Genomic DNA, 25,540 nt, shown 5'->3' on the forward strand with positions numbered 1-25,540 from the left:
CGAACAGAATACGATCGCTGACGTGAGCGCCCCGACCGTCGACCGAGAGCAGCCGGTGCCGGTCGTCAGCCCGGGCCCTCTGGTCCCCCTTGGCGACTTCGGCCCGCTGGACCGTGCCCAGGGCTGGGCGATGACGTCAGTCGTCATGGCCCTGGCCGCGCTGACCAGGTTCCTGAACCTGGGTTCGCCCACCGACGGCGCCACGCCGATCTTCGACGAGAAGCACTACGCGCCGCAGGCCTGGCAGATGTTGGGCAACCACGGCGTCGAGGACAACCCCGGTTACGGGCTGATCGTGCACCCACCCGTCGGCAAGGAACTGCTGTCGATCGGCGAGGCCCTGTTCGGCTACACCGGGCTCGGCTGGCGGTTCTCCGGCGCCGTCTGCGGTGTGGTGCTGGTGGTGCTGGTGGCCCGAATCGTCCGGAGGATCACCCGGTCGACGCTGATCGGCGGGATCGCGGGTCTGCTGCTGGTCGCCGACGGTGTCAGCTTCGTCACCGCGCGCACTGCCCTGCTGGACATCTTCCTGGTGGTGTTCGTGGTCGCGGCGTTCGGCGCGTTGATCGTCGACCGCGACCAGATGCGCGAGCGGATGCACACCGCCCAGTTCGAGGGCCGCATCGCCGAGACCCCATGGGGTCCCCGGCTCGGTGTCCGATGGTGGCGCTTCGGGGCCGGCGTGCTGCTGGGCCTGGCGGTCGCGACGAAGTGGTCGGGCCTGTACTTCGTCCTGTTCTTCGGCCTGATGACGTTGGCGTTCGACGTCAACGCGCGGCGCCAATACCGGGTGCCGCGGCCGTGGCTGGGCACGCTGCGTCGGGACGTCGGGCCGGCCGTCTACGTGTTCGGTCTGATCCCCCTCGGCGTGTACCTGGCCACCTACGCGCCGTGGTTCGCCTCGGAGACGGGCATCAACCGCCACGAGGAGGGCCAGTCCTTCGCCGAGGGCGGGCTGATGCCGGACGCCATCCGGTCGCTGTGGCACTTCACCTACGGCGCGTTCAAGTTTCACTCCGGGCTGACGAATGCGGCCGGCAACCATCACCCGTGGGAGTCGAAGCCGTGGACGTGGCCGATGTCGCTGCGCCCGGTGTTGTACGCGATCGACCAGGACGGCGTGGCGGGATGCGGTGCGCAGTCGTGCGTCAAGGCCGTGATGCTCGTCGGCACGCCCGCGATGTGGTTCCTCGCGGTCCCGATCCTGATGTGGGCCGCGTGGCGGTCGTTCGTCAAGCGCGACTGGCGATACGCGGTGGCCCTGACGGGCTATTGCGCGGGTTACCTGCCGTGGTTCGCCGACATCGACCGGCAGATGTACTTCTTCTATGCCGCGCCGATGGCGCCGTTCATGGTGATGATGATCGCGCTGATCCTCGGTGACGTGCTCTACGCGCCGCGCCAGAACGCCGAGCGGCGAACGCTCGGCCTGCTGGTGGTGTGCTTCTACGTGGCGGCGGTGATCACCAACTTCGCGTGGATGTATCCGATCCTGACCGGCCTGCCGATCTCGCAGGCCACGTGGCACATGCAGATCTGGCTGCCCAGCTGGCGCTGACGAATGGCCGCACCTCTCCCCCGGTGCACACCCCTGGGCGGCGCTATGACCGTCTCCTGCTCCAGGGTCGTGATTTACCCGACCACGGTCCACATCCACAGCCATGGTGCAGAAAACGACCGTAGCGGTTCACGGGCATGTCCACCCGGAGGTTCCTCGGGCCATCCCCAGTCGGCCAGTCATCCACAGGTAGGCCGCGCCGAGGCCGTGGACCGGCAACCTCGTCGCCGTCACCGGACACCATCGCGGCCATGGAGCCCTTCATCGGAACCGAAGCGCTCGCCAGTGGAGACCTCACGCGAGGACGTCTCAGATGGAACTACGACCGGATCCATCCCGACGTCTACCTCGCCAAGGGACAACGGCGAACGCTGTACGTGAACACCGAGGCCGCATGGCTGTGGACCGGGCGGACGGGGATCGTCGCCGGCCTCGCCGCAGCCGCCCTCCACGGCGTGCGCGGGGTCGACCCCGCCACTCCGGTCGAGATGATTGGGCCGCACACCAGGCGTCGTCCGGGCATCGTGATGAGAGAGGAACGGATCGAGGCCGACGAAGTGTGGCCGACCGGCACGTGGCGGATGACGACGGCGGCGCGCACCGCTCTCGACCTGGGCAGGCGACTGCCGCGGAACCTCGCAGTGGAGTACCTCGACGAGCTGTCGGGGGCATCTGGGTTCGCTGCGGCAGACGTGCTTGCGCTGGCGGATCGTCATCGCGGCGCGCGCGGTATTCCGCAGGCCCGGATCGCACTGGCGCTCGTCGACGGCGGTAGCCGGTGCCGCGAGGAGACGAGGGTGCGCCTGCTGTTCTGCGATGCCGGTCTGCCACCGCCGAGAACGCGCATCGTCCTGACCGACGGGACTCAGATGACCTCCATCGGCATGGGCTGGGACCGCGCGAAGGTGGGCGTCAGCTTCGTCGCCGAGGGGTCGCGCAGCGGATCGCTGCTCGTGCAGGATCTTCGACGCCAGGAAATCGTCCAGCGCCATGGCTGGATCGAGTTCGGTGTCGCATCGTTGCTGCACGCGCGGATGCTGCTACCCCGCGTCCGCGACGAGCTCCGACGGCGGACGCGGTGAGGGTGTCTACAGCGGGTCGCGGGCGACGGGGCACGACATGCAGCGCGGGCCGCCGCGACCGGTGCCGAGCTCAGAGGCCGAGATCGGCAGCACCTCGATGCCCGAATCCATCAGGCGGGCATTGGTTTCGGTGTTGCGCTCGTAGGCGACCACCACCCCCGGCGCCAAGGCCAGGGTGTTGTTGCCGTCGTCCCATTGCTCGCGCTCGGCCGTGATCGGATCCAGACCCGTGTCGATCACGCGCAACTTGCCAATCCCCATCGCATCCGCCGCGGCCTCCACGAACGGCGCCTCGCTGGCGATGGACACGCCCTCGGACTTCTGCCGAATGGTGAACGCCGACAACGAGTCGACGATGTTGGGATACATCACCACGGCGTCGACGTCGACCATCGTGCACACCGTGTCGAGGTGCATCTGCGCGCGCTCCTGCGCGATCGGAACGGCGAGCACCGTGTGCGCCAGACCATCGTCGAACAGGCTGCGCGCCAACGCTTCCGCGCCGGCCGGCGTGGTCCGCTCCCCCACGCCGACGGCGACCACGCCCGGCGCCAACAGCAGCACGTCACCGCCCTCGACGGGCGCCGACCGCGACTCGTACGCCCGCCGTACCCCCAGGAACCGCGGATGGTGGGCATAGATCAGGTCGGTCAAGGACGTCTCGCGAATGCGCGCGGGCAGCGCCAGCGACGTGATGGCCACCCGCGGCCCGATCCAGAACGACGAGTCACGGGTGAACAACAGGTTCGGCAGCGGGTCGATGACGAAGTCGGCGTCGTGATGCATCCGCTGCACCAGCGACAGCTCACCGCCGAGGAACGGCAACTCGCTGAACGTCATGCCCGCCATCAGGATTCGGGCCAAGGGTTCGACGTCGAGCGTGCGCAGGTAGGCCGAGAGCTCTTGCGCCAGCGGCAATCCCAATCGCCGACTGTCCACGGCCGCGGAGATTCCGTGCATCCTCGCCGCACCGCTGGCGAGCGCCTCGGTCAGCAGGTCCGCCAACAGCAGCACTTCGACGCCCCGCGAGCGCAACAGTGAGGCGAACGCGTCGTGCTCCTCCTGCGCCCGCGCCACCCACGGCATGCCGTCGAAGAGCAACCGGTCGTTGTTGCGCGGGGTGAGTCGCTGAAGTTCGGGCCCCGGACGGTGCAGGATGACTACCCGCAGCGGTCCCACCTCTGAATTCGCGCCCAGCGTCGTGGCTGCTGTCATGGGTAGCACCGTAACCCGAATCGTCAGCCCAACTATTGTTTAGGTATGGACGTGGTCGAGCTGACCCCCGGCGAGTTGAGCCACCGCAGCGGCGTGGCCGTGTCCGCACTCCACTTCTACGAGCGCGAAGGCCTCATCGTCAGCAGGCGCACGTCGGGCAATCAACGCCGGTACGCCCGAGAGACCCTGCGCCGGGTCGCCTTCATCCGGATGTCGCAGCGCCTCGGCATTCCGCTGGCACGCGTTCGCGAAGCGCTGGCCACGTTGCCCGCCGACCGCGTGCCGACCAGCAAGGACTGGGCCCGTCTCTCGGCTGGGTGGCGCGCCGACCTCGACGAACGCATCCTGCACCTGCAACGCCTGCGCGACAATTTGACCGGCTGCATCGGTTGCGGCTGCATGAGCCTCAAGACGTGCCTGCTGACCAACCCCGGCGACGTCCTCGCCAACTCCGGGCCCGGCGCGGCCAAACTGTAGGTTCGAACGCCTGTGCGATAAACTCCAGGCGTGACGGGGATCGATCTCGCGATTCAGGATGCACTGTTCGGTCACGACGAGCGGCGCGAACTGGGCGACGGCGCGTGGGTCGACGTCCGGGCGGGCTGGCTCTCCGGTGGCCGCGAGCGCTCCGAGGATCTCTTCGACGATCTGATGACGGAGATCCCCTGGCGTTCGGAGCGGCGTCAGATGTACGACAGGGTGCTCGACGTGCCACGCCTGGTCAGCTTCCACGACCTCGTGGCCGGGCCCGCCCCGCACGCCGAGATCGCGCGACTGCGGGTCCGGCTCAACGACATCTACGCCGGCGAGCTCGGCGAACCGTTCACCTCGGCCGGGCTGTGCCTCTACCGCGACGGCAACGACAGCGTCGCCTGGCACGGCGACACCGTCGGCCGCAGCAGCACCGAGGACACGATGGTCGCCATCCTCAGCCTCGGCGCCACCCGGGTCTTGGCGTTGCGGCCGCGCTCCGGCGGCCGATCGCTGCGCCTGCCGCAGAGTCACGGCGACCTGCTGGTGATGGGCGGCTCGTGCCAGCGCACCTGGGAACACTCCGTGCCGAAGACCACCAAACCCACCGGCCCGCGGATCAGCATCCAGTTCCGCCCGCGCGACGTGCGCTAACCGCCGCGGACGTCCTTCACCGCGGCGGAGAGCAGGTCCCGGGCGCGCTGGGTGTTCACGGGGACGACGGGCTTGTTGGGTTCGACCAGCGGATTGGCCGTGACGATCACCCGGAACGTCGAGAAGTCGGCGAGGTAGTTGTAGAGCTCGCCCGTGGCGGGCTTGCCCCCGACCATCGTCTGCACGACGCGATGGGTGCCAAGGGTCGTGACGCCGTCGATCGCCGGCGACTCCACGACCTCGACCAGCCCACGCACGCCGCCACCGGCGAAGGCCACCTTCTTGCACGCGTCGCCCGGGTCGGGCAGCGGCAGCACCTCGGAGGTCTCGAGGGCGATCGCGATGAACCGGTTGCCGTCGCCCTCGGCCGTCGTCGCGGCCATGTTGCCCTTGAGGCCCTGGGGCAACGCCGTACCCAGCGCCACCTTCGAACACTCCGGCGGATCGAACACCGCCCCAGGCGGAAGGGGTTGCTGCGCAAGCAGACGCGGGTCGATGCCCGTCGGTGCGACGGTTCCGACCTTGAACTGCGGCCCGAAGGTGGACTTCACGTCGAGCACCTTGGCGATGTCCGCCTTCGACTCGTCCGCGGGCGGAGGGCTCGAACAGCCGGCCACGACGACCGTGACGACGGCCCAGCACACGAGGGCAACGAGAGGCGTCCTGGACATCGCCGCCAATCTACCCGGCCGCGGACCGTCAGCCGCGAACCGCCGCCACGGTCTTGACGAGAAGGTCGGAGGCGAAACCCGGTCCCAACGCCTGCGCCGACGAGCCCGGGTCGGTCACCACCGTGACGTAGGCCACGTGCTCACCCAGGTAGGCGACGAACGTCTCTGCGTGGGAATGGGTTTCGGTGCCACCCTCGACGGTCGTGGTGACGTCGGCGAACGTGCCCAGCGTCGGCGCGCCGTCGACCACCGGCGGGTCGACGAGGGTGACGACCCCCGCGGTGTGCCCGGCCGACAGCTGCCACGAGCCACACGCGTCCACCGTCGCCGGGTCCAATGCGACCGCAGCGTCCGCCACCACCGCGTAGACGATTCCACCGGGACCCGAGGCCGACCACCCGTGCACCGCGGCGCCTCCGGCGGGGTCGCCGAGCCCGGCGCACGCGGGCGGGTCGGCGGTCCACTGCGGACCAAGACCCCACAGCGCGATCGGTTCGGCGCGGGCGGGCAGCGGCGTGAACTCGTAACCCGTTGGCAGATCGGCGCGGACGCGCTCCACCCGAAGCGGGTCGACCCCCGCGCTCACCGCGGGTGGACTCGTCGCACTGGTCGGCGCGGGAGCCTGCACGGGCGAACAGGCGGCGACGCAGAACGCGATCGCCACCCACCACGCGAAGACGCGCATGCACCCTTGGTATCACGGCCACGCCGACGGATCTTCCACATCGTGTGCGGACGCGCCGAGAGGATCCACCATGCACCCGAGTGTTGTGGAACGACAACGACATCGCGGTCTGCGCTGCCGCCCACCAGCCCGAGCTTGATCTGGGTGGGGCCTCGACGGTCTCGACCTCGACGAGGGCGCACCGGTCGCGGCGGTCGACCCCTACGACGAGTCGTTGGCGGGCGACGTGACGTTAGTTTCACGGCTCGCCACATCGGATTCTGATGGAGCGACCCGTGTGACGTGTAGCTTCAGGTCGTCGACGAAGAGGGGATCACATGAGACCGCACAGCACGGCCGCAGGTTTCGCAGCCGCCCTCATCGCCGTGGGATTGGCGCTCACGGGGTGCGGTTCGGACTCCAAGACCGAGGCCACGTCCTCGTCGAGCAGTTCGTCCAGCAGCAGCCCCTCCACCAGCAGCGCCGCACCGACGTCCACGCAGGCCGGCGCCAACCCGACGATCGCCGACTACATCAAGGACAACGGCATCACCGAGACTCCCGTCAAGCGTGGCGATCCCGGCACGCCGACGGTGACCCTGCCGACCCCCGAGGGTTGGGCGGACGCGGGCCCCAGGACCCCGCCGGGCGCCTACGGTGCGATCGTGTTCACCGATCCCTCGGTGGCCGCCGACCCGGCGACGATCGTCTCGGTCATGTCGAAGCTGACCGGCAAGGTCGACCCGGCCGAAATCTTCAAGTACGCCCCCGGCGAGCTGAAGAACCTGCCCGGCTACGAGAGCGCCGGCGAAGGCGGCGACGCCAAGCTCGGTGGCTTCGACGCGTACCAGATCGGCGCGACCTACGTGAAGGACGGCACCAAGAAGCTCGTCGCGCAGAAGACCGTGGTCATTCCGGCGGCCGACGGCAACGGGATCTTCGTGATGCAGCTCAACGCCAGTGGCACCGAAGACCAAGTCAAGCCTCTGATGGAAGCCACCGCGACGATCGACAAGCAAACCAAGATCACGCCCTGATCGGGCGATTACGCGGACGAGAAGTGTTACGAGGCATGGACGTGGGTTCAGACGACGCGGTTGGGCAGCGGTGAGTCTCCTCGATCGCACGGGCGGCGCATCCGTCGTCGTCACCCCGGGGGTCGTCACGCCCCGACAGACGGTCGACGTCACGGTCACCACCGACGACCCCCTCCGCGAGGTCCGGTCCGCCCGCTTGGACTGGGGTTACGTGAACTTCTACCAGTTCCGATCCAGCGGCGACGACCGCGACGCCGACGACTGGGTGAGCGTGATCGTCGAGGACCTGCCGATCGCCGCGGGCGAGTTCACCGGCGCGTCCTCGTCGTTCCGCGTCCCGTCCTGGGCACCTGCGTCGTCGCCGGTGATCGCCCGCTGGGAGTGCCGGCTCTCCGTCGACCGCGAGGGGCCCGACGTCGAGGCCCGCGGCGAGTTCACCGTGCGGATCGGCACCGCGGACGTCGAGTCCTACGTCGAACCGCTCGAGCACGTCTCCGGCGCCGCCGAGACCGTCGTCGACGTCTCGCTGGCCAAGCCGGTATGGCGGGCCGGCGACATCGTCACCGGCCACGTGACCCTGACGCCCATCGCGGACCTGCCCGACGGCGACCTCGCGGTGTCGTGGCAGCGCGAGCGGGACTCCCACCCGTTGACCCGCACGCCCGGCCCCGGCAGCCAGCTGGACGGCCGAATCATTCAGCTCGACAATCGAATTCAGCTGCGGGCGGGCACGCCGGTGACCGTCGCGTTCGAGATGGAGCTCCCCGACGACGCGCCGCCGACCGCGGCCGCAGTGCACTCGTCGATCAACTGGTACGTGCACGCCCGGCTGACGTACCGCGACGTCGACGGCCAGCTGCCCGAGCGGGTGCGGCGGCCAATCACCGTGGTCAACGCGCCCTGACCGGTCACGCCCGCGAGATTGCCGACGCCTCCGACACCTGCTCCGCCGTCGGCCGCACCCCGGTGTAGCGCTCGAACTGCTCGGCGGCCTGCAGGGCGATCACCTCGGCGCCCGTCACGACGTGGACGCCCGCGGCCCTGGCGGCCTTGATCAGTGGTGTCTCCGACGGCAGCGCCACCACGTCGAACACCGTCTGCGCCGCGGCGATCGTGGCGTCGTCGAAGGCCTTCTCGGAGGATTCCGGCGCACCCGCCATCCCGATCGGCGTGACGTTGACGATGACCTCGGCGACGTGGGTGCCCACCTCGGCCGCGTAGTCGTAGCCGAGCCGCTCGGCCAGCGCGCGTCCGCTGTCGGCGTTGCGGGCGATCACGATGCCCGAGCCGAAGCCGTGGTCCCGGAACGCCGCGCCGACCGCGCTGGCCATGCCGCCGCTGCCCCGGATCATGACCCGGCCGGCCGGGTCGAGCCGGTGTTCGTCGATCAGTCGCTGCACGGCGAGATAGTCGGTGTTGGACGCCCGCAGGTATCCGTCGTCGTTGACGATGGTGTTGACGGAGTGGATCGCCCGGGCCGACGCCTCGACGTCGTCGACGAGGGAGATGACGTCCTCCTTGAACGGCATCGACACCGAACAGCCGCGGATGCCGAGTGCCCGCACACCTCCGATGGCGCCGACGATGTCGGTGGTGGTGAACGCCTTGTAGACGAAGTCGAGGCCGAGGACGTCGTAGAGGTGGTTGTGAAACCGGGTGCCGATGTTGCTGGGGCGGGCAGCCAGCGAGATGCACAGCCGGGTGTCCTTGTTCAGCGGTGGCCGGCCCATCAGCCCACCGCCCGGATCACCTGCCGCGCGGCGGCGCGGATCTCGCGGTACAGCTCGGCCGACATGGTCAGTTCGCGCATGACGGGAACGTCGAAGGCGGTGGTGACGACGCCCAGGTCGTCGCGGTGCCATTGCGCGCCGTAGCGGTTGAGGATTGCTCGCATCGGAAGATTGTCCGCCAACACCCGAGCGGTGAACCGCCGGATGCCCTCGCTGCGCGCGGCGACGACTATCGCCTCCATGAGAAAGCTGCCGATGCCGCGGCCCTGGTAGTCGTCGCCGACGATGAACGCGATCTCGGCCGCGGTCTGGGTGTCGTCGCGGACGTACCTGGCGTCGGCGACGATCGGCGCGTCGACGGCTCTGCCATCGGTGAGCACCCAGACGAAGTGGTCGACGTAGTCGACCTCGAACAGGTAGGCCATGAGCGCAGGCGTGGGCGTCCTGGTCGTCTGAAAGCGCCGGTAGAACGTGTCGGCGGAGAATTGGACGGGTCCGTGGAGGGTGCGTTCGTTGTCGCCGGGAAGCACTGGCCGCAGGTGCAGTTCAGTACCGTCGCGCAGGGTCACCGGAATCGGCGTGACATAGGTGGCGAGGCGCTGGCGCGCCGTGCGCACCAACTTCTCCATCATGCGGGGCACCTCGAGAATGGCGGCGATCGCCTCCCGGCCGCCGACCCACCCCGTCAGTTCCTCGACCACCGTGACGGTCGCCGAGCGCGGCGCGTCGCGCAGCAGGGCGATCTCGCCGACGACGAGCCCGGGCGTCACGTCCACCTCCACCACGTCGCCGTCGGCGCCGGAATGCGTGATTCGCGCCCGGCCCGACCCGATCAACAGGAAGGAATCGGCGTGCTCGCCCTGGCGCATCAGCACCTGTCCGGGCGGCGCGGAGAGTGGTTGAAGCAGGTGCGCCAGCGGCGCCAGGCTGTCCGCGGAACAGCCCGCGAAGAACACGAGGGCAGCCAATTCCTCGGCGCTCACGGTCCGTGATCCCGCCACGTCGACGACGTTACGCCGAAGACCGACGGGGAGTCAGCCGATTCAGACCCCGTCCATGGGCGGGCCGTTCAAGTTGCTGACCTGCTGGTGGGCGACGGCCGTGGCGACGGCGGTACCGTTGCGCACCACGCCGACGATCGACACCTCGTCGTCGACGGCGAACGAGGTCGCCGCACCCCCGACGGCGCTGCCGGCGGCGGTGATGGCATTCGTCTCGGGGGTGATGACGTAGGTCCGCGCGAACCCGTCGACGCTTTCGGCGGTCACCGTCGTTGGCGTGACGGCGACCAACCTGCCCACCTGGGTGACCGGCTGCTGCGGGGCGGCCTGCGCGAGCTGGGCGCCCTGGCGGGACGCCGTCTGGCCACCGTCGACCACGTGGACGGCAAGCGCAGCCACGACGGCGACGAATGCCACCGCGATCGATGCGTTGACCAGCGACTTCGTCAGTGACGAACTTCGCGTCTTCTTGAGGTGCCTCGGGGCCACGGTCGGTGCTCACTTTCCCTTGCCTGCGGGGTTAGTACCCTCGGCCCGCGTTCGAGAAACTCGCACCGGCGGCTGCGCGCGGGGCGGGCCGCGGGCCACCACGGCAAGCTCTCAGGAACACGCCATTGTTTCCACTGGTCAGTCGGCACTAGTCTCAACCTCAAGGTTGAATTGACAGCCTCCAACACGTCATCGATGCCCGGCAAGTGATGCGAGCGGCGGTTGCACCACGCGGCTTCCGGATACGAACGCCTCCCTTGACGTCGAGTCCCAGACGCGCGCGCGAACAGCGCGAACAATCAGTGGAGGTCCCCGTGTCCTTGGCACCCAGCATTCACCCCGACAAACCCGCCCTTCCCCGCGAACGCGTCCGGTTCGCCACGTCGTCCGGGCGTTCCTCGGTCCTGGTGGTGACCGCCGAGGGCGAGGTCGACGCCGCCAACGCCCTGTCCCTCGGCAAGCACGTCGAGGCCGAACTGGAGAACGCGAGCCGACTGGTGGTCGACCTTCGTGGGCTCGACTTCTTTGCGGTGCAGGGGTTTTCGATTCTGCATCGGATCAACGTGATGTGCTCACGGCACGCCGTCAACTGGGTGGTGTTGGCCGGCACGGAGGTCAACCGCGTGCTCCGGGTATGTGACCCCGACGGCGGGCTCCTCGTCGCCGACACGATGGAGTCGGCGATCGCGGCCGTGACCCGTCCCCCGCGCAGTCACCTGCGACTGGTCACGAGCCGTTAGCGTCGTCCCACCGCGCCGGGGACGCCGGTGGCGACCGCGACCGATTCGGTCGCACCCTTGCGGAACACGTCGACGACGACGTCGTCGTCGAGGTAGCGCGCCATGGCCGTCAGATCGGCCGTCTCGCCGATGACGGCGTTCGCGCGATCCCCGGTGAGCGGATAGTCCTCGACCGGGTGTCGCCAGTGCGCGGCGACGACGGTGGTGCCGGTGGTCAGGCGCGCGCACTCGCGTGCCATCACGCCCCGCAGCGTCTCCTCCGACAGGTAGTACGCGACCTCCGAGATCAGCACCAGGTCGACGCCGTCACCCGGCCACGCCGCGTCGAGCGACGAGCGGACCAGCGTGAGGTCGCCGCGGTCCCCGAGGCGGCCGCGCGTGGTGTCCAGCGCCGCCTGCGCCACGTCGTAGGAGGTGACGTGGTCGCAGCGCTCGAGGAGCCGTTCGGTCAGCATGCCGATGGAGCAGCCGGGTTCGAACGCATGCCGGTACCGCTGGTCGGGCAGCATCGCCATGGTGATCGAGTACTTGCGCTGCTCATACCACCGCTCGGCCATCCCCCACGGATCGGCCGAGTCGGCGTAGACGTCGTCGAAGTACCCGTCGGGCAGTCGGTCGGTCACCGAATCACCATCTCCCCCACGGCAAAGAGTCGTTGCAACACGAACGGCGGCAGCACGACGTCCGCGCCGGCCCGGTAGGGAGCGAGCTGCGACTCGTACGCCGCGGCAGCCCGCTGCTTGCGCGCCGCGGCCGCTTCGTCACGAGGCGCCGCCGACATCCGGTGCCACGGCACCGCCTCGTCGGCCGGCTTCGCCCAGTGCCACATCCACACCGGGAACTCCAGCAGGACGGCGCCGGTCTGCGCGACCGCGGCGGCCGCGCTGCGGCCGACGGCCTCGTGGTCGGGGTGACCGTCGCCGCGCCAGGTGGCGGCGCACCAGGTGCCGGCCGGGCCCGCGGCGACGACGTCGACCAGTCGCGCCGTCAGCTCGTCTTCCAGCGCGGCCACGTCCCCGTCGGGGAGCCCGAGGGCGACCGGTTCCGGCAGGCCGAGAATCGCGGTCGCCGAACGGAGTTCGTCGCGACGTTCTCGTTCCAGCCACTGCCGTTCCACGGCCGACAACCCGGGCACCGAGCCGCCGCCGTCGGTGACGGAGACCACCGTGACGTCGACGCCGCGCGAGTGAAGCAGCGAGGCGGTGGCGCCGAAGCCGAGCGTCTCGTCGTCGGGGTGGGGCGCGACGACGACGAGCGCCGGGCAGTCGGAGAGGTCCAGCGTCGGCAGACTCCGGATCCACTCCCGCCAGTGGGCGGTCGGAGTGCCGCCCCCTGCAATGGGTTCGGCTGCGAACCGGTATCCGTTGCCCGACGCCGTCGACGTCACTTGGCCGCCAACCTTCCCAGCGCGGCGAGGTCTCGCTCGGCGTGACTCTGGCGCACGTAGACGGTGAGGTCCGCGACTCGCTTGGCGTGGCCCGCGTCGAGCACCAACGGGCCGGGGCCGAGGGCCCGACCGGTCCGGACGACGGCCTCGTCGACGGCCGACTCGACGACGGCGCGCACCCGGCGCGCGATGAGCTCGGCACGGTCGCCGCGGGGTTCGGCGTCCACGTAACAGGCGGCCGAGACGAGCATGGCTTCGGCGGCGGCGAGCGCCGCGTCGACGGCGCCGAGGTGCGCGCGCGCATGCTCGTCGGGCGTCTTGCCGTCGTGCTCGGCGGCGACCGAGCGATAGAGCGGCGCCGCCACCCCGCGGGCACCGCCAAGCCAGCATGCCGCCACGCCCATGGCCCCGTGCCAAAAGCCCGCGCGGGACAGATATTCGCCCGGGCGGCCGACGGGCACGCCAACGGCGCCGTCCAGTCGCACCGAACGGGTGTCCGATTCGTGCATGCCCACGTTGTGCCACTCGTCGGGCAGGGGTTCGACCTCGGGTTGACCGAGGTCGACGGCGTAGAGGCCGCGACCGTTGTCGCCGCACCGAGCGGTGATCAGGGCATGGGTGCACAGCGCCGCGCCCGAACACCATGCCTTCGTGCCGTCCAGTCGTACCGGTCCGTCGTCGTCTCCCACCGCGGTGACGACGGCGTGCGGCGCCTCCGCGGCCCAGACGCCCCAGAGCTGGCCGGGCTCGGGGCTCGGTCCACCGAGTTCGGCCAGGATTGCCAGCGCGTCGGCGTGGGCCTCGGCCAGCCTGCCCGCGACGACGTCGTTCTCCGTCAGGGCGGCCAACTTCCACCACCGCGCAGCCGTTCGTCCAGATCCCGGCAGGGGCAGGTCGAGTTCGCCGGCGTCGAGCCAGCGCCGAACCAGGGCAACCGTCACGCCGCACCGTCGCGACGCGCCACCGACTTGAGGTGGTTGGCGAAACCCCGCGGTGCACGACCGTCACTCCTGGCCGACGTCACGACGGACAGGCCGACGTCACGGTGGATGCGGCGCCCGGACCGCTCGAATCGGCGGACGAGGTCGACGTCCTCGTCGGACTCCATCGCCGCGAAACCACCGATCTCCCAGTAGACGTCGGCCCGGAAACCCATGTTCGCGCCGTGGACGTGGTCGTGCCCGCCGCCGCTGCGTCTCAGTTTCGCCCGGTAGGCGGCCAGGTACCGGCGGACGGCCGACGCGGAGTACTGCCGCCAATTGGTGACGCGCACGACGCCGAGCACCATGTCGGCCTCGGCGCTCAACTGGCGTACCAGCCAGTCCGGGTCCACCTGACTGTCCGCGTCGGTGGTCGCGTACCAGATGCGCGACTCGTCGACCGCGTCGACGCCCAAGGTCTTGCGGGCGTAGGCGAACCCGGCCGCGCGCGATGCTCCGACGTTGCGGACGTCGACCTCGACGAAGTGCACGTCGGCACCGAATCGTCCTGCCAGCGAAGCGCTTCCGTCGGTGCACGAATCGAGGACGACGACCGTTAGCACCGGCACCGGCGCGCACGCCGCGGCGGTCACGACCGACTTGAGGCAAAGTGGCAGTTTCTGGGCTTCGTCGTGCGCGGGGATGACCACCACCGCCCCGTCACATGTCACTACGCGGTCCGTTCGAGTCGTCAGCGGCGGCACGTCGGTCTTCCACCATGGGTTCCTTTCGCCGGTCAGGGTGGCGCACACGCCACGTGCACGCCACCCTGACCGACTACCCGACCGGGGTACGGGGAAACTCGACCCCTAGAGGTGCGGAGCTTCCTTGATCTTGCTGTCTTCCTTGCCTGCGGTCTGGCAGAAGGTCTGAACCGAGAGCTTGGTGCCGGTGATCTCGAGCTGCGCTGCGTCGGTGCCCTTCTCGTCCTTCAGCATCTTCGACACTGCGGTCTGCTGGTCGGCGTCGTCGGCCTTCATGTAGTCCTTGCACGACGTGTCGCCGCCCTCGACCTTTGCCCCGCAACCGCTCAGCAGTACGCCCAGCGCCATCGTCGCCGCTGCCACGCCCGTCATCGCCTTCATGCCCATCAAGCTCACAACCTCCTGCGAAAATGCCGTGGACCGCCTTGGTCCACCTCCATGTGCCCCCTCGGCGACGGCATGAAACGTCGCCTGGTGTGGACGGCGCCGATCGGGGTACCCCTTCGTGGCACCTAGGAGGCAGCACGATGTCAGGACGGCACCGCACAGACCAATCCGGACAATCGGACAGTGAGTCCGACGTCGAGGACGACGCGCACGTCGCCGCGTCACGCGCGGACGGAGACGGCGGCGGCAACTACGTCGGCGAGCAGAGCTCCGACGACGACTTCGACGCGGGCGAGACGGGTGCCGAAGCGCGAGCGCAGGACTGACGGAGGTCCCGTGGCCACTCGCACCGACAACGGCACGCGCACGGCCGTCAACTGGATCCTCGCGATCCTCAGCGCTCCCGGCGCGCTGGCCGTCGTCGTCTACTCCTACCTACAGGTGCTCGGCACCGCGGGCTGCAGCAGCGGAACGTGCACCAAGTTCGGACCCAACGAAACCGTGTTCGGCCTCATCGAATACGGGACGCCCGCGGTAGCCGCAGTCGCAGTGGCACTTTCGTTCGTCACCGCGCGACACCGGTACGGAATCGTCGTACCGGTGATCGCGTGGATCGTCGTCATCGGCGCCGCCGTCGTGCTGTTCACGACGTTCTGACCCGACTCAGGCAGCGTCGACGCTCGCCGGCGTGCGGCTGTCGATGCCCTCGCGGCGCAGGTCGGCCACCACCAGCTGACGCAACCGCCGGCCGGCGTCGAACTGCTTGCCGGGCAGGGTGCGCGCCACCATCCTCAGCTTCACCTCGTCGACGCCGATGCTCTCGACACCCATCAGCGACGGCCGATCCAGCAGCAGCGTGGGCAGGAGGTCGTCGTCCATCGCCTTCTCCGACACGCCCTTGAGAACCTCGTTGACCCGGTTCAGGTCCGCCGAGGCCGGTACCGGGATGTCCACCACCGCGCGGGCCCAATCCTTGGACAGATTCAACGACTTCACGATCTGACCGTTGGGCACGGTGAACATCTCACCGTCACTGGTGCGAAGCTTGGTCACCCGCAGCGTCACGTCCTCGACCGTGCCCACCGCCTCGTTGCTCGCCCCGATGGTCAGCTGGACCAGATCACCGAAGCCATACTGCTTCTCGGTGATGATGAAGAACCCACTCAGCAAGTCCTGAACGATGCGTTGCGCCCCGAAACCGAGGGCCGCGCCGAGCACGGCGGCGGGTGCCACCAGCGATCCGATGGGCAGGCCGAGGGTGTTGATCACGTCGACCGACACCACCACGTACAGCACGGCAATGGCCACCGACGAGATGACCGACGCCAGGGCCTGACGGTGTTTGACCGCCTCTGACTGCACGGTGGCGTCCGAGTCGTCACTGGCCGCGAGTCGTCTGCTGATTCGGCCCGCAACGTGACGAATGATCCTGGTGGCGACGATCGTGGCGACGATCACCAGCACGATGTGCAGACCCTGGGTGGCGATCCACCGACCGAAGCTCGACGACCAGAGGCCGTCCCACGCCGTGGCGAACTCAAATGCGCTGTAAGTAATAGTCATAAGCGAATGTCACCGCAGTCCGGTCCCCCGTGGTCGACTCGTGACCGACCTCGTCCGCGGTGATTCGTGTCCCTTCACGATTGCGGTGTTGGACGCCCGGCCACTCGCAGTGGGGCCATGACGTCAGTGCTCCCCCGGCAACCAGCGTTCCCGAGCGGCCGTCCGGCGAAACACCCGTTTCGCCGGGGTCGGCTGGGGAACCCGTCCTGGCATGTCCACACCCGCAATCCTGTTCGACATCGACGGCACCCTGGTCGACTCCAACTATCTTCACGTGCATGCCTGGCAGCGCGCGTTCGCCGAGGTTGGGCTGGACGTGGAGGCGTGGCGCATCCACCGCGGCATCGGCATGGACGGCTCCTCGCTACTGGAGGAGTTGACGCCGGAGGACTCGAGTGACGGGGACGACGTCAAGGCCCGCGCCAAGGACCTGCACTCCCGCTTCTACCTGGAGACCGCGCACCTCCTGAAGCCGCTGCCCGGAACCCGTCGTCTGCTGGACCTGGTCGCCGCCACCGGACTGCAGGTGGTGCTGGCCACGTCGGCGCCGGAGGACGAGTTGGCGTTGCTGCGCAAGATCCTCGACAAGGACGAGATCGTCTCGGCCGTCACGTCGTCGGACGACGTCGACACCGCCAAGCCACGGCCCGACATCGTCGCGGTGGCGCTGCAGCGCGCGGACGTGGGCGCCGATCGTGCGGTGTTCGTGGGCGACTCGATCTGGGACATCCGCGCAGCGAGCCGGGCGGGGGTCGAGTGCATCGGGTTCGAGAGCGGCGGCGTCGACCTGTTCAGATTACAGAACGAGGGTGCGGTGGCGGTCTACCGCAACCCGGGCGACCTGGCCGACCACCTGGACGACTCACCGATCGGCCGCCTCGCCGCGAGCGTTGCGCAGTCCTAGGTGTTCTTCAGCGCGGCGGGGCGAGGCGGCCTCACCGCCGCTCTCGTCGCCGCCCGGCCAGGAAGGCCCATGGAATGATGGCTGCGTGGACGTGGGCACCAGGAACAACGTGACCTTCGCCGGCCTCGACTCGGGGACGACGGTGATGTTGGCCCACGGGTTCGGGTGCGACCAGAACCTCTGGCGCCTGGTCGCCGCCCGACTTCGGGACCGGTTCCGCCTCGTCCTGTTCGACCACGTGGGTTCGGGGCTGTCCGACCCGGCGGCGTGGAACGCGGAGCGGTACTCGTCGCTGCAGGGCTACGCCGACGACATCCTCGAGATCGTCGAGCGGCTGGACCTGACCGACGTGGTTTTCGTCGGACACTCCGTGGCGGCCATGATGGGCGTGCTCGCCGTCGCGAAGGATCCCAGCCGCTTCGCCAAGTTGGTCCTGCTGACGCCGTCGCCCTGCTACCTCGACCACGACGGCTACACCGGCGGGTTCACCCGCGCGGACGTCGACGACCTGCTCGAATCGATGGAGAGCAACTACCTGGGCTGGTCACGCACCATGGCGCCGAAGGTCATGGGCACCCCGGACCGGCCACAGCTCGAGGAAGAGCTGACGGAGTCGTTCTGCCGCAACGATCCCGCCAAGGCTCGGGTCTTCGCCCGGACGACGTTCCTGTCCGACAATCGCGCCGACTTGGAGAGGGTCGGCATCTCGGCACGGGTGATCGAGTGTCTGCACGACACCTTGGCGCCACGGTCGGTCGGCGCATACACCCACGAGCACATCGCCGGCAGCAACCTGGTCACGATCGACTCCACCGGTCATTGCCCGCAGCTGAGCGCGCCCGACGAGACCGCGGCGGCCATCGCCGAATTCGCGTCCCCGGCGTGACGGCAAGCCCCGACGCGCTGCGCGACGCGTTCGACAACGCCCCCTGCGGATACGTCATCACCACGCCCGACGGGGAGATCCGGGCCGTCAACGACACCATCGCGTCGTGGCTGGGGCGTGACCTCGACGCGTTGATCGGGACTCCGTTCGCGCAGCTGCTCACCGCCGGTGGCCGCATCCACTACGAAACCCACTTTGCGCCGATGCTGCTGGCGTCCGGGGCGCTCAGCGGAGTCGCCGTGGACATCGTCGCCTCCGACGGGCGACGGCTTCCGGTCCTGCTCACGGCCAACGTCAAGTCCGACGCCGAGGGCCGACCACTGCTGGTCCGCATCGTCGCCGACGACGCCGCCGCCCGGCGCTCCTACGAGCGCGAGCTCCTGGCCGAGCGCCGGCGCGCCGAGGAGGAACGCGGCCGGGCCGTGAGTCTGGCTCAGACGCTTCAACTCTCGCTTCTGCCGCCGTCGTTGTCACCGCCTCCGGGCCTGGAAGCCGCGGCCCACTATCACAGCCCGTCGGCCGGTGACGTCGGCGGCGACTTCTACGACCTGTTCCCACTGTCTCGGGAACGGTACGGCTTCTTCCTGGGCGACGTGTGCGGAAAGGGCGTTGCCGCAGCAACGTTGACGTCCTTGACCCGGTACACGCTGCGGGCCGCCGCCGTCGGCGACGACCATCCGGTCGGGGTGCTGCACACCCTCGACAGCGTCCTCAAGCAGGACGCCCATGCCGGCCGCGGCTGGTTCTGCACCGTTCTCTTCGGTGTAATCACCAGGGGCGCAACCGGTTTCGACGTCGAGATCGCCACAGGAGGCCATCCACCTCCGCTACTCCTGCGGGCCGACGGCAGCGCCGGGTACGTGCCCATCGACGGAGGCCAGGCCGTCGGGCTGTTCGCCCGGCCGACGTTCTCCTCGACCCGGGTCGCGCTGTCACCCGGCGACACCCTGGTCGCCTATTCCGACGGCTACACCGAAGCCCGCACCGGGCCCGGGTCGCGGTACGACGACGACGGCGAGCTGCTGCGCTTCGCCGCGGCCCACTCCCCCACCGACGCCAGGGGAATCGTGGCGGCCATGCGGACGCTGATCGAGGAGCTGGGCACCGGGGTGGACGACGACGCCGCCACGCTGGCGCTGAGTGTCACCCCCGGCACCACCGAAACCCGTTAGGACAGTTGGAAGTTCATCGTCACCGTGGTGCCGGTCGAGGTGCCGTCGAGAAAGACGTCACCGCTGACCGCCCGCATGAGCGGCACCCCGCGTCCGCGGGTGCGCGGGTTGGCGTCGGGCAGCTTCCACGAGCCGAAGTCGGTGATGCGTATCGAGATCCCGCGCCCCTTGGCCTCGGCGCACACCACCATCCGCCCCGGCGTCGCCCCGCGGTAGGCGTGTTCGATGCTGTTGGTACACGCCTCGTTGACGACCAGCACGATGTCCCCGCCGAGGTCGTCGGGAATGCCGGTGGCCCGTAGCCATGCGGCGATCTGGCGCCGGATGTCGCTCAGTTGGTCGGGGGTGGCCAAGACGTCGATCTCCAGCGGCGCCGGCGGCCTGCGGTACACCACGATCGCGACGTCGTCGTCGAAGCCGTCCTTGGGCACCAGGCGTTGCAGCACGGCGTCCGCGACGACGTCGGCCGACGATTCGATCGTCTCGGCAAGAATCTCGCCGGCCCGTTCAATACCCTTGTCGACCAGTTCTTCTCGGCGTTCGACGAGGCCGTCGGTGTACAACATCAGGGTGGATCCGGGTGGCAGGACCGTCGACGCCTCGGGCCGCGGACCCGTCTTCTGCACCGCCAGCGGCACCGACGTGGCGCCGGTCAGGCTCTCCACCGCCCCGCCGGGGGCGGCGAGCAATGCCGGGATGTGGCCGGCGCTGCTGTAGGACATCAGGCCGGTGTCGGCGTCGACGATCCCGACGAAGACGGTGGTGCAGTACGCGCCGGCGATGAGGGCAGCCGCCGAATCCAGCTCGTCGAGCAGACGCCCCGGGCTGGCGCCGTTGACGAGCAGCACCCTGGCCGAGCTGCGGAGCTGCCCCATCACCGCCGCGGCCGACAGGCCACTGCCCACACAGTCGCCGACGACGATGCCGACCTGATGCTCGCCGACCGCCAACACGTCGTACCAATCGCCGCCGATTTCCAGGGGTGAGGCCGCGGGCTCGTACCGGACCGCGAAGCCGACCGGCGGTTTCGTCGTCGGCATCATCGTCCGCTGCAGGGTCGACGACGCCTCCCTGGCGATCTCGAACTGGCGGACGTGCTGCACGGCCAGGCTCAGATGGCCGACCAGCGTCGTGACGAGCAGGCGGTCGTCGTCCCCGATCACCCGGGGCTCGGCGTTCTCCAGCCACAGCGCGGTGGGTGCGACGCCGGAGAGCACCGCCATGATGCCCATCCACGGGCCCGACGGTCCCGCCGTGCCGATTGCCTGAACCGACAGCGGCGACCAGTCCCGCGTCTCGGCGAACCTCTCCTGGAGGAACGGGTCGAGGTCGCGCCAGGCGATCGGCTCCGCCGACCCGGCGACCTGAACCTCGGGGTCGGCCCCCGACTTCGTCCACATGACGGCGACCACCCGGGTGAGGTCGATCGCGGCGCGTAGTTCCTCGAGCACGATGTCGAGCACCTCGGCGACGCTGGTGGCGATGCCGACGGCCGTTGCCAGTCGCACCACGGCGCGCTCGCGTGCGGCCGATGCCCTCGCCGCCGTGACGTCGCGGATGGTGCCGACGTACGCATCACCCTCGGTGCCGTCGGCGGTGACCGAGTTGATGCTGACCTCGGCCCAGGTGACCCGGCCGTCGCGGTGCCGAATTTGGGTCTCGGCCTGCACGCTTCCTTGCTCGACCAGCTGGGCCAGGCGCCCGCTGGCCTCCTGCTCGTCGACCAGCCACGGGTACGGCCACCGGTAGGGCAGTCCCTCGCGTCCACAGCCGGTGATGGCGGCGAAGGCCTCGTTCACCTCGCCGATGGTGCCCTTGCGGTCGACGACGAAGAAGCCCTCCTGGAGGGAGTTCACCAGCGCGGTGCGGAAGGCGTCGCGGTGCTCTAGGTCGTCCGCCCTGGCGCGCTGCTGCTCGTAGCGCTCGGCGCCGTCGAGATACCCGCGGGCGGCGGCGTCGACGGCGGCCAAAGTCCGTTGCAGGAATTGCAGGGCCGCCGGGCGGGACGACGCGGCCAGCTCGTCGGTCTCGTGGACGTGGCGTTCGACGATGTCGGCCACGCCGACGCGGTCGACCAACGCTTGGCGACCAAGCTCGTGTCCCTCGGAAAGGCTCGCCTCGCTTCCGGCGTCGAGGTGGCGTCGAAGGGCCGCGGCATAGCGCTGGCCGAAGTCGTCACCTGCCATCAGCTCGTGACTCCGTCGTGCGCAGCGAGTGCTGGGGCGTCGTCCGTCACGCGCGTGTGTTCCCCCAAATTGCGAATTGCAATCGCCGCCGTGGGTATGAGGAGGGCCCCTTGTCTGGGGATGTGTGTCCGGTGCTTCGGCGGGCTCGCGCTTGCCTCGCCGCACCCCTCTCGGCGAGTCGCCGATCTTGACATTAGCCTTAAGCCCGACGCGCTTGCCGCCGACTGGTTTAAAGTCCAGCGGGGCGACCGCGGACACTAAACTGGTGGTGTCTCGTCGCCACTGCGACGAACGAATGTCAGTAGGGAGGGTGGCCGTTGCCGGCAGCCGATGCGATCTCGACCTCGGTCGAGCGGCGGAACGGGGCCACCGTGCTGACGGTGGACGGGGTGGTCGACCTGGCCACCGCGCCCCAGTTGGAGGAACTCCTCGCCGAGCTGATCGACGAACGTCCCAACGCCCTGGTCGTCGACTTGACCGCGGTGACGTTCCTGGCGTCCGTGGGCCTGCGGATACTTGCCGAGACCCACGAAAGAGCAGGCGGGACGGGTAAATTCGCGGTAGTGGCCACCGGCCCGGCGACCGCTCGGCCCATCCAGCTGACAAAGCTCGACGAATTCTTGGCGCTGTACCAAAGCGCCGAAGAGGCCCTCGGCGCCCTGGGCGCGTAGCCGCCGACGTCGGGCGGTCGACCACCGGTACTGTCGGATGACTGTCAAGCAGGGCAGCGCAATGATGCGACGTTCAAAGGATGTGGCCGGTGGGGGCTCCACACGATCCTGATCCGACGGCAGGGGCCGGTGTGGGGGCACAGACGCGTCCCCTTTCGGTGCTTTTGGTGGAGGACGACCGTGGGGACGCCCTACTCGTGGAGGAACTGGTCGTCGACGCCGACATCGACATCCAGTTGTCGTGGGCTCCGTCGATGGCCGACGCAGAGGTCGAGCTGACCAGGCTGCGACCGGACTGCGTTCTGCTCGACCTGAATCTGCCCGACGCGAACGGCATTGCGGCGCTCGACCGCGTCACCAAGTGCGACCCGGCCATCCCGATCGTCGTGCTCACCGGGTTGAACGACGAGCACTTCGGCGTGTCGGCGCTCGCCTCGGGCGCCCAGGACTATCTCGTGAAGGGCCGCGTCGAAGCGGAGATGCTGCGGCGGGCCCTGCTATACGCGATCGAACGCAAGCGCGCCGAGATCACCTCGGCGGACCTGCGGTCCAGTCAGCTCAGAGCCCAGGAGAACTCCCGCCTCGAGCGCGGGCTGCTGCCGTCGCCCCTGCTCCTCGACGAACCCGGCGTGGACATCGTGGCCAAGTATCGACCCAGCCGCAAGAACGCGCTCCTGGGCGGCGACTTCTACGACTTCGTCCAGACTCCCGACCGGACGGTTCACGTGATGGTGGGGGACGTCGCGGGCCACGGTCCCGACGAGGCCGCCCTCGGCGTCGCACTGCGAATTGGCTGGCGGGCGTTGACGTTCGCGGGCCTGCGGGGCAACGAGCGCATGAGCCAACTGGAACGGATCCTGAGCGCGGAGAGTCCGGGCGCCCGGATCTTCGCGACGGTGCTGAGCCTTGCGTTCTCACCACATGACCGCAGCTTCACCGCGCTGCGAGCCGGACATCCCGGCATGCTGCTGCATGGCCCCGACTCGGTCGAATGGCTCGAGCCACCTGCCGGTCCGGCCCTCGGCCTCGGTGCCTCCGACTGGCCGCTCACCGAGCTGGAGTTGCCCGCCGGCCACGGTCTGCTGCTGCTGACCGACGGCCTCTTCGAAGGACACTCGGGCATCGGCAACGAACGCCTCGGCGAGGACGGCTTGCTCGAACTGGCCCGATCACGGGCGGCGCTTCCCGGGTCGGCGTTCGTCGACGCGCTCATCGAGGGGGCCGAGGAGAAGGCCGCGCTGCACGGCGGTCTGTCCGACGACGTCGCCGTCGTCCGGGTGGAGCGGACCGCCTGATGCCGACCTCGCGCGACGAGACGAGCAGGCGGTCGTCCCCGCTCACCGTGCAGGGCTGGCAGAGCCTGGTGCTGGCCATCATGGGCCTGCTGGTCCTCGGCGCAGGCATCACCGGCGGGTTGCTGCTGAACCGGTACGACGACGTGGCGCACCAACTGATCGACGACATCCAGCCAGCGCGCTCCGCGGCCTACCAATTGCAGGCGGCGCTGCGCGATCAGGAGACCGCCACTCGGGGGTACGCCATCTCGGCCGACCCCCAGTTCCTCACCCCCTACTACGCGGGGCAGCAGGCCCAGGCCGCGGCAGCCCAGCAGGTTCGGGAGCGCGCGGGCGGCCGCCCCGACCTGATCGCCGACGTCGACGCCGTCGACCGGGCCGCCGCCACCTGGCGCACCTCGTTCGCCGAACCGCTCATCGCCACCGTCCGACCCGGCAGCCCCGCGGTGGTCGACCCGGGTGTCGCGGAGCGCGGCAAGATCGAATTCGACCGCATCCGAGCCCTTTTCGACACCCAGAACGCGCACCTCACGGAGGCAAGGACCGACGGAATCGAAGACCTCGACCGCATTCGCTGGTGGCGCAACGCCGTTCTCGGCGCCATCGTCGTGGTCCTGTTGGTGACCGCCGCGGCCCTGGCGATCGTGATGCAGACCGCGGTCACCCGCCCACTGGCGTCACTGGCGGCGTCGTGTCGGCGGATCACCGAGGGCGACTTCGGTGAGCGCATCGTTCCTCAGGGCCCCAAGGACATCCGTTCGATCGCCGTCGACGTGGAGAACATGCGGCAGCGGGTCGTCGACGAGCTCGAGGCATCGCGCACGACCGAGGCACAATTGGACGAACAAGCCGTCGAGTTGCGTCGGTCCAACGCCGAGCTGGAACAGTTCGCCTACGTCGCCTCGCACGACCTCCAAGAGCCCTTGCGCAAGGTCACCTCGTTCTGCCAGCTGCTCGAGAAGCGCTACCGCGACAAACTCGACGACCGCGGCGTCGAATACATCGACTTCGCCGTCGACGGCGCCAAGCGCATGCAGGTGCTCATCAACGACCTGCTCACCTTCTCGCGGGTCGGACGGCTCAACGCCGCACGGGCCGACGTCGACCTCGGCGCCGCGTTGGACGACGGACTCGCCAACCTCTCCGTCCTGATCGAGGAGTCCGCCGCCGTCATCGTCCGCCCCACCGAACCGCTTCCCCGCGTCGTCGGCGATCCGACCCTGCTGGCCATGCTGTGGCAGAACCTGGTTGGCAACGCGATGAAGTTTCACCGCGACGGCGTCGCGCCTCGGATCGCGATCGAATGGGAACGCGCCGCCGACCCGGCCGACCCGGCCGAGGAGCACTATTCGTTCACCCTCTCGGACAACGGGATCGGCATCGCCCCGGAGTTCGTCGACAAGGTGTTCGTCATCTTCCAGCGGCTGCACGGCCGCGACTCCTACGGTGGAACGGGCATCGGGCTGGCCCTGTGCAAGAAGATCGTCGAACACCACGGGGGCGCCATCTGGATCGACACGGCGTACACCGGCGGCACCCGGTTCCGCTTCACCCTGCCCGTACCCACCCCGACGCACGTCCCCGCACCACCCCTGGAAGGAACGGCCCCATGACATCCGCCGCGCGACCGATCGACGTCCTGCTGGTGGAGGACGACCCGGGTGACGAACTCATCACCCGGGAAGCCTTCGAGCACAACAAGATCAAGAACAACCTGCACGTGGCCCACGACGGCGAGGAGGGCCTCGACTTCCTCTACCGGCGCGGTGCCTTCGAGAACGCCCCGACGCCCGACCTGATCCTGCTCGACCTGAACCTGCCGAAGTACGACGGTCGCCAGCTGCTCGAGAAGATCAAGTCCGATCCGGATCTCAATCACATCCCCGTCGTCGTGCTGACCACCTCGGCCGCCGAGGAGGACATCCTGCGCAGCTACAAGCTGCACGCCAATGCCTACGTCACCAAGCCGGTGGATCTGGACCAGTTCATGAACGCCGTCCGCCAGATCGACGAGTTCTTCGTCCAGGTGGTGCGACTCCCCCAGGGCTGAACAGTGACCCGAGGGGTGAATACCAGCGACTGTGGGTACCGTC

General features: G+C 69.2%; 29 protein-coding genes. 16 read left to right on the forward strand and 13 right to left on the reverse strand.

The features are described from left to right. Positions 1-22: 22 nt before the first annotated feature. Positions 23-1,558, forward strand: a complete 1,536-nt coding sequence (locus tag H7J06_RS30205; protein ID WP_308205845.1) for a dolichyl-phosphate-mannose--protein mannosyltransferase — start codon at positions 23-25, stop codon at positions 1,556-1,558. A gap of 251 nt (positions 1,559-1,809) precedes the next feature. Continuing rightward, a complete protein-coding gene (locus tag H7J06_RS30210; RefSeq protein ID WP_264043387.1) occupies positions 1,810-2,640 on the forward strand; it encodes a hypothetical protein in 831 nt (276 codons plus the stop codon). Between the two features lie 6 nt (positions 2,641-2,646). On the opposite strand, the gene arcA is transcribed toward H7J06_RS30210, so the two are convergent. Continuing rightward, positions 2,647-3,855 (reverse strand): arginine deiminase, encoded by a 1,209-nt coding sequence (gene arcA / locus H7J06_RS30215; RefSeq protein ID WP_264043389.1) that lies wholly within the window; start codon positions 3,853-3,855, stop codon positions 2,647-2,649. 45 nt (positions 3,856-3,900) lie between these two features. On the opposite strand from arcA, the gene soxR reads away from it, so the two are divergent. Both soxR and H7J06_RS30225 read left to right on the forward strand, forming a co-directional pair. Beyond that, entirely contained in the window at positions 3,901-4,332 is a 432-nt protein-coding gene (gene soxR, locus H7J06_RS30220; protein ID WP_264043391.1) for a redox-sensitive transcriptional activator SoxR, read from the forward strand. A 39-nt stretch (positions 4,333-4,371) separates the two neighbouring features. Further along, entirely contained in the window at positions 4,372-4,980 is a 609-nt protein-coding gene (locus H7J06_RS30225; protein WP_264043863.1) for an alpha-ketoglutarate-dependent dioxygenase AlkB, read from the forward strand. On the opposite strand, the gene H7J06_RS30230 is transcribed toward H7J06_RS30225, so the two are convergent. Together H7J06_RS30230 and H7J06_RS30235 are read right to left on the reverse strand one after the other, a co-directional pair. Next, on the reverse strand, positions 4,977-5,651 hold the full coding sequence (locus tag H7J06_RS30230; protein WP_264043393.1) for a DUF5642 family protein: 675 nt from the start codon (positions 5,649-5,651) through the stop codon (positions 4,977-4,979). The two genes, H7J06_RS30225 and H7J06_RS30230, sit on opposite strands and share 4 nt — an antisense overlap. Before the next feature lie 28 nt (positions 5,652-5,679). After that, positions 5,680-6,336 (reverse strand): DUF5642 family protein, encoded by a 657-nt coding sequence (locus H7J06_RS30235; protein WP_264043395.1) that lies wholly within the window; start codon positions 6,334-6,336, stop codon positions 5,680-5,682. A gap of 317 nt (positions 6,337-6,653) precedes the next feature. Between H7J06_RS30235 and lpqN the strand changes: the two genes are divergently transcribed. Both lpqN and H7J06_RS30245 read left to right on the forward strand, forming a co-directional pair. Next, entirely contained in the window at positions 6,654-7,352 is a 699-nt protein-coding gene (gene lpqN, locus H7J06_RS30240) for an envelope biogenesis lipoprotein LpqN (RefSeq protein ID WP_264043396.1), read from the forward strand. A gap of 70 nt (positions 7,353-7,422) precedes the next feature. Continuing rightward, positions 7,423-8,256, forward strand: coding sequence for a hypothetical protein (locus H7J06_RS30245; protein ID WP_264043398.1), 834 nt, complete (start codon positions 7,423-7,425; stop codon positions 8,254-8,256). A 4-nt stretch (positions 8,257-8,260) separates the two neighbouring features. Here the strand turns inward: H7J06_RS30245 and H7J06_RS30250 are convergent, their stop codons facing one another. From H7J06_RS30250 to H7J06_RS30260, 3 genes are read right to left on the reverse strand one after another with little or no spacing between them, the layout of a single operon-like run. Beyond that, a complete protein-coding gene (locus H7J06_RS30250) occupies positions 8,261-9,082 on the reverse strand; it encodes a shikimate 5-dehydrogenase (RefSeq protein WP_264043400.1) in 822 nt (273 codons plus the stop codon). Next, a complete protein-coding gene (gene pat / locus H7J06_RS30255; protein WP_264043402.1) occupies positions 9,082-10,083 on the reverse strand; it encodes an acetyltransferase Pat in 1,002 nt (333 codons plus the stop codon). Before pat ends, H7J06_RS30250 begins: the two co-directional genes overlap by 1 nt. Before the next feature lie 42 nt (positions 10,084-10,125). Further along, positions 10,126-10,572, reverse strand: a complete 447-nt coding sequence (locus H7J06_RS30260) for a hypothetical protein (RefSeq protein ID WP_264043404.1) — start codon at positions 10,570-10,572, stop codon at positions 10,126-10,128. A gap of 314 nt (positions 10,573-10,886) precedes the next feature. On the opposite strand from H7J06_RS30260, the gene H7J06_RS30265 reads away from it, so the two are divergent. Continuing rightward, a complete protein-coding gene (locus tag H7J06_RS30265; protein WP_264043406.1) occupies positions 10,887-11,312 on the forward strand; it encodes an STAS domain-containing protein in 426 nt (141 codons plus the stop codon). Here the strand turns inward: H7J06_RS30265 and H7J06_RS30270 are convergent. The 5 genes from H7J06_RS30270 to H7J06_RS30290 form a co-directional block, all read right to left on the reverse strand. Then, positions 11,309-11,935 carry an SAM-dependent methyltransferase gene (locus H7J06_RS30270; RefSeq protein ID WP_264043408.1) on the reverse strand — a complete coding sequence of 209 codons (627 nt, stop codon included), beginning with the start codon at positions 11,933-11,935 and terminating at the stop codon, positions 11,309-11,311. The two genes, H7J06_RS30265 and H7J06_RS30270, sit on opposite strands and share 4 nt — an antisense overlap. Next, positions 11,932-12,699 (reverse strand): PIG-L deacetylase family protein, encoded by a 768-nt coding sequence (locus tag H7J06_RS30275; RefSeq protein ID WP_264043410.1) that lies wholly within the window; start codon positions 12,697-12,699, stop codon positions 11,932-11,934. The genes H7J06_RS30270 and H7J06_RS30275 overlap by 4 nt, the downstream gene beginning before the upstream one ends. Then, positions 12,696-13,640, reverse strand: coding sequence for an acyl-CoA dehydrogenase family protein (locus H7J06_RS30280; RefSeq protein WP_264043412.1), 945 nt, complete (start codon positions 13,638-13,640; stop codon positions 12,696-12,698). The genes H7J06_RS30275 and H7J06_RS30280 overlap by 4 nt, the downstream gene beginning before the upstream one ends. Further along, the gene (locus H7J06_RS30285) at positions 13,637-14,350 is read right to left on the reverse strand and encodes a glycosyltransferase family 2 protein (RefSeq protein WP_264043414.1); all 714 of its coding nucleotides are present in this window, start codon (positions 14,348-14,350) and stop codon (positions 13,637-13,639) included. Before H7J06_RS30285 ends, H7J06_RS30280 begins: the two co-directional genes overlap by 4 nt. Before the next feature lie 138 nt (positions 14,351-14,488). After that, complete coding sequence (locus H7J06_RS30290; protein WP_264043416.1) at positions 14,489-14,764, reverse strand: hypothetical protein; 276 nt, start codon at positions 14,762-14,764, stop codon at positions 14,489-14,491. Between the two features lie 146 nt (positions 14,765-14,910). Here H7J06_RS30290 and H7J06_RS30295 point away from each other — a divergent pair, with 146 nt between their 5' ends. Together H7J06_RS30295 and H7J06_RS30300 are read left to right on the forward strand one after the other, a co-directional pair. After that, positions 14,911-15,096, forward strand: a complete 186-nt coding sequence (locus tag H7J06_RS30295; RefSeq protein WP_264043418.1) for a hypothetical protein — start codon at positions 14,911-14,913, stop codon at positions 15,094-15,096. Positions 15,097-15,106: 10 nt separating this feature from the next. Further along, positions 15,107-15,427, forward strand: a complete 321-nt coding sequence (locus tag H7J06_RS30300) for a hypothetical protein (RefSeq protein WP_264043420.1) — start codon at positions 15,107-15,109, stop codon at positions 15,425-15,427. 6 nt (positions 15,428-15,433) lie between these two features. On the opposite strand, the gene H7J06_RS30305 is transcribed toward H7J06_RS30300, so the two are convergent. Further along, positions 15,434-16,333 carry a mechanosensitive ion channel family protein gene (locus H7J06_RS30305; RefSeq protein WP_264043422.1) on the reverse strand — a complete coding sequence of 300 codons (900 nt, stop codon included), beginning with the start codon at positions 16,331-16,333 and terminating at the stop codon, positions 15,434-15,436. Positions 16,334-16,544: 211 nt separating this feature from the next. On the opposite strand from H7J06_RS30305, the gene H7J06_RS30310 reads away from it, so the two are divergent. From H7J06_RS30310 to H7J06_RS30320, 3 genes are all read left to right on the forward strand, one after another. Then, positions 16,545-17,237, forward strand: a complete 693-nt coding sequence (locus H7J06_RS30310) for an HAD family hydrolase (RefSeq protein WP_264043424.1) — start codon at positions 16,545-16,547, stop codon at positions 17,235-17,237. Positions 17,238-17,322: 85 nt separating this feature from the next. Continuing rightward, complete coding sequence (locus H7J06_RS30315) at positions 17,323-18,123, forward strand: alpha/beta fold hydrolase (protein WP_264043426.1); 801 nt, start codon at positions 17,323-17,325, stop codon at positions 18,121-18,123. Next, positions 18,120-19,295 carry a SpoIIE family protein phosphatase gene (locus H7J06_RS30320; RefSeq protein ID WP_264043428.1) on the forward strand — a complete coding sequence of 392 codons (1,176 nt, stop codon included), beginning with the start codon at positions 18,120-18,122 and terminating at the stop codon, positions 19,293-19,295. The genes H7J06_RS30315 and H7J06_RS30320 overlap by 4 nt, the downstream gene beginning before the upstream one ends. On the opposite strand, the gene H7J06_RS30325 is transcribed toward H7J06_RS30320, so the two are convergent. Next, positions 19,292-21,481: a SpoIIE family protein phosphatase gene (locus H7J06_RS30325; protein WP_264043430.1), complete on the reverse strand. Its 2,190-nt coding sequence runs from the start codon at positions 21,479-21,481 to the stop codon at positions 19,292-19,294. The genes H7J06_RS30320 and H7J06_RS30325 overlap by 4 nt on opposite strands. A 317-nt stretch (positions 21,482-21,798) precedes the next feature. Here H7J06_RS30325 and H7J06_RS30330 point away from each other — a divergent pair, with 317 nt between their 5' ends. From H7J06_RS30330 to H7J06_RS30345, 4 genes are all read left to right on the forward strand, one after another. Continuing rightward, positions 21,799-22,152, forward strand: coding sequence for an STAS domain-containing protein (locus H7J06_RS30330; protein WP_264043432.1), 354 nt, complete (start codon positions 21,799-21,801; stop codon positions 22,150-22,152). 80 nt (positions 22,153-22,232) lie between these two features. Beyond that, positions 22,233-23,447: a PP2C family protein-serine/threonine phosphatase gene (locus H7J06_RS30335; RefSeq protein WP_275080079.1), complete on the forward strand. Its 1,215-nt coding sequence runs from the start codon at positions 22,233-22,235 to the stop codon at positions 23,445-23,447. Next, positions 23,447-25,060, forward strand: coding sequence for a sensor histidine kinase (locus H7J06_RS30340; protein ID WP_264043434.1), 1,614 nt, complete (start codon positions 23,447-23,449; stop codon positions 25,058-25,060). The genes H7J06_RS30335 and H7J06_RS30340 overlap by 1 nt, the downstream gene beginning before the upstream one ends. After that, on the forward strand, positions 25,057-25,497 hold the full coding sequence (locus H7J06_RS30345) for a response regulator (RefSeq protein WP_264043436.1): 441 nt from the start codon (positions 25,057-25,059) through the stop codon (positions 25,495-25,497). Before H7J06_RS30340 ends, H7J06_RS30345 begins: the two co-directional genes overlap by 4 nt. Positions 25,498-25,540 lie beyond the last annotated feature (43 nt).

Source organism: Mycolicibacterium hodleri (assembly GCF_025822245.1).
Lineage (GTDB): Bacteria > Actinomycetota > Actinomycetes > Mycobacteriales > Mycobacteriaceae > Mycobacterium > Mycobacterium hodleri.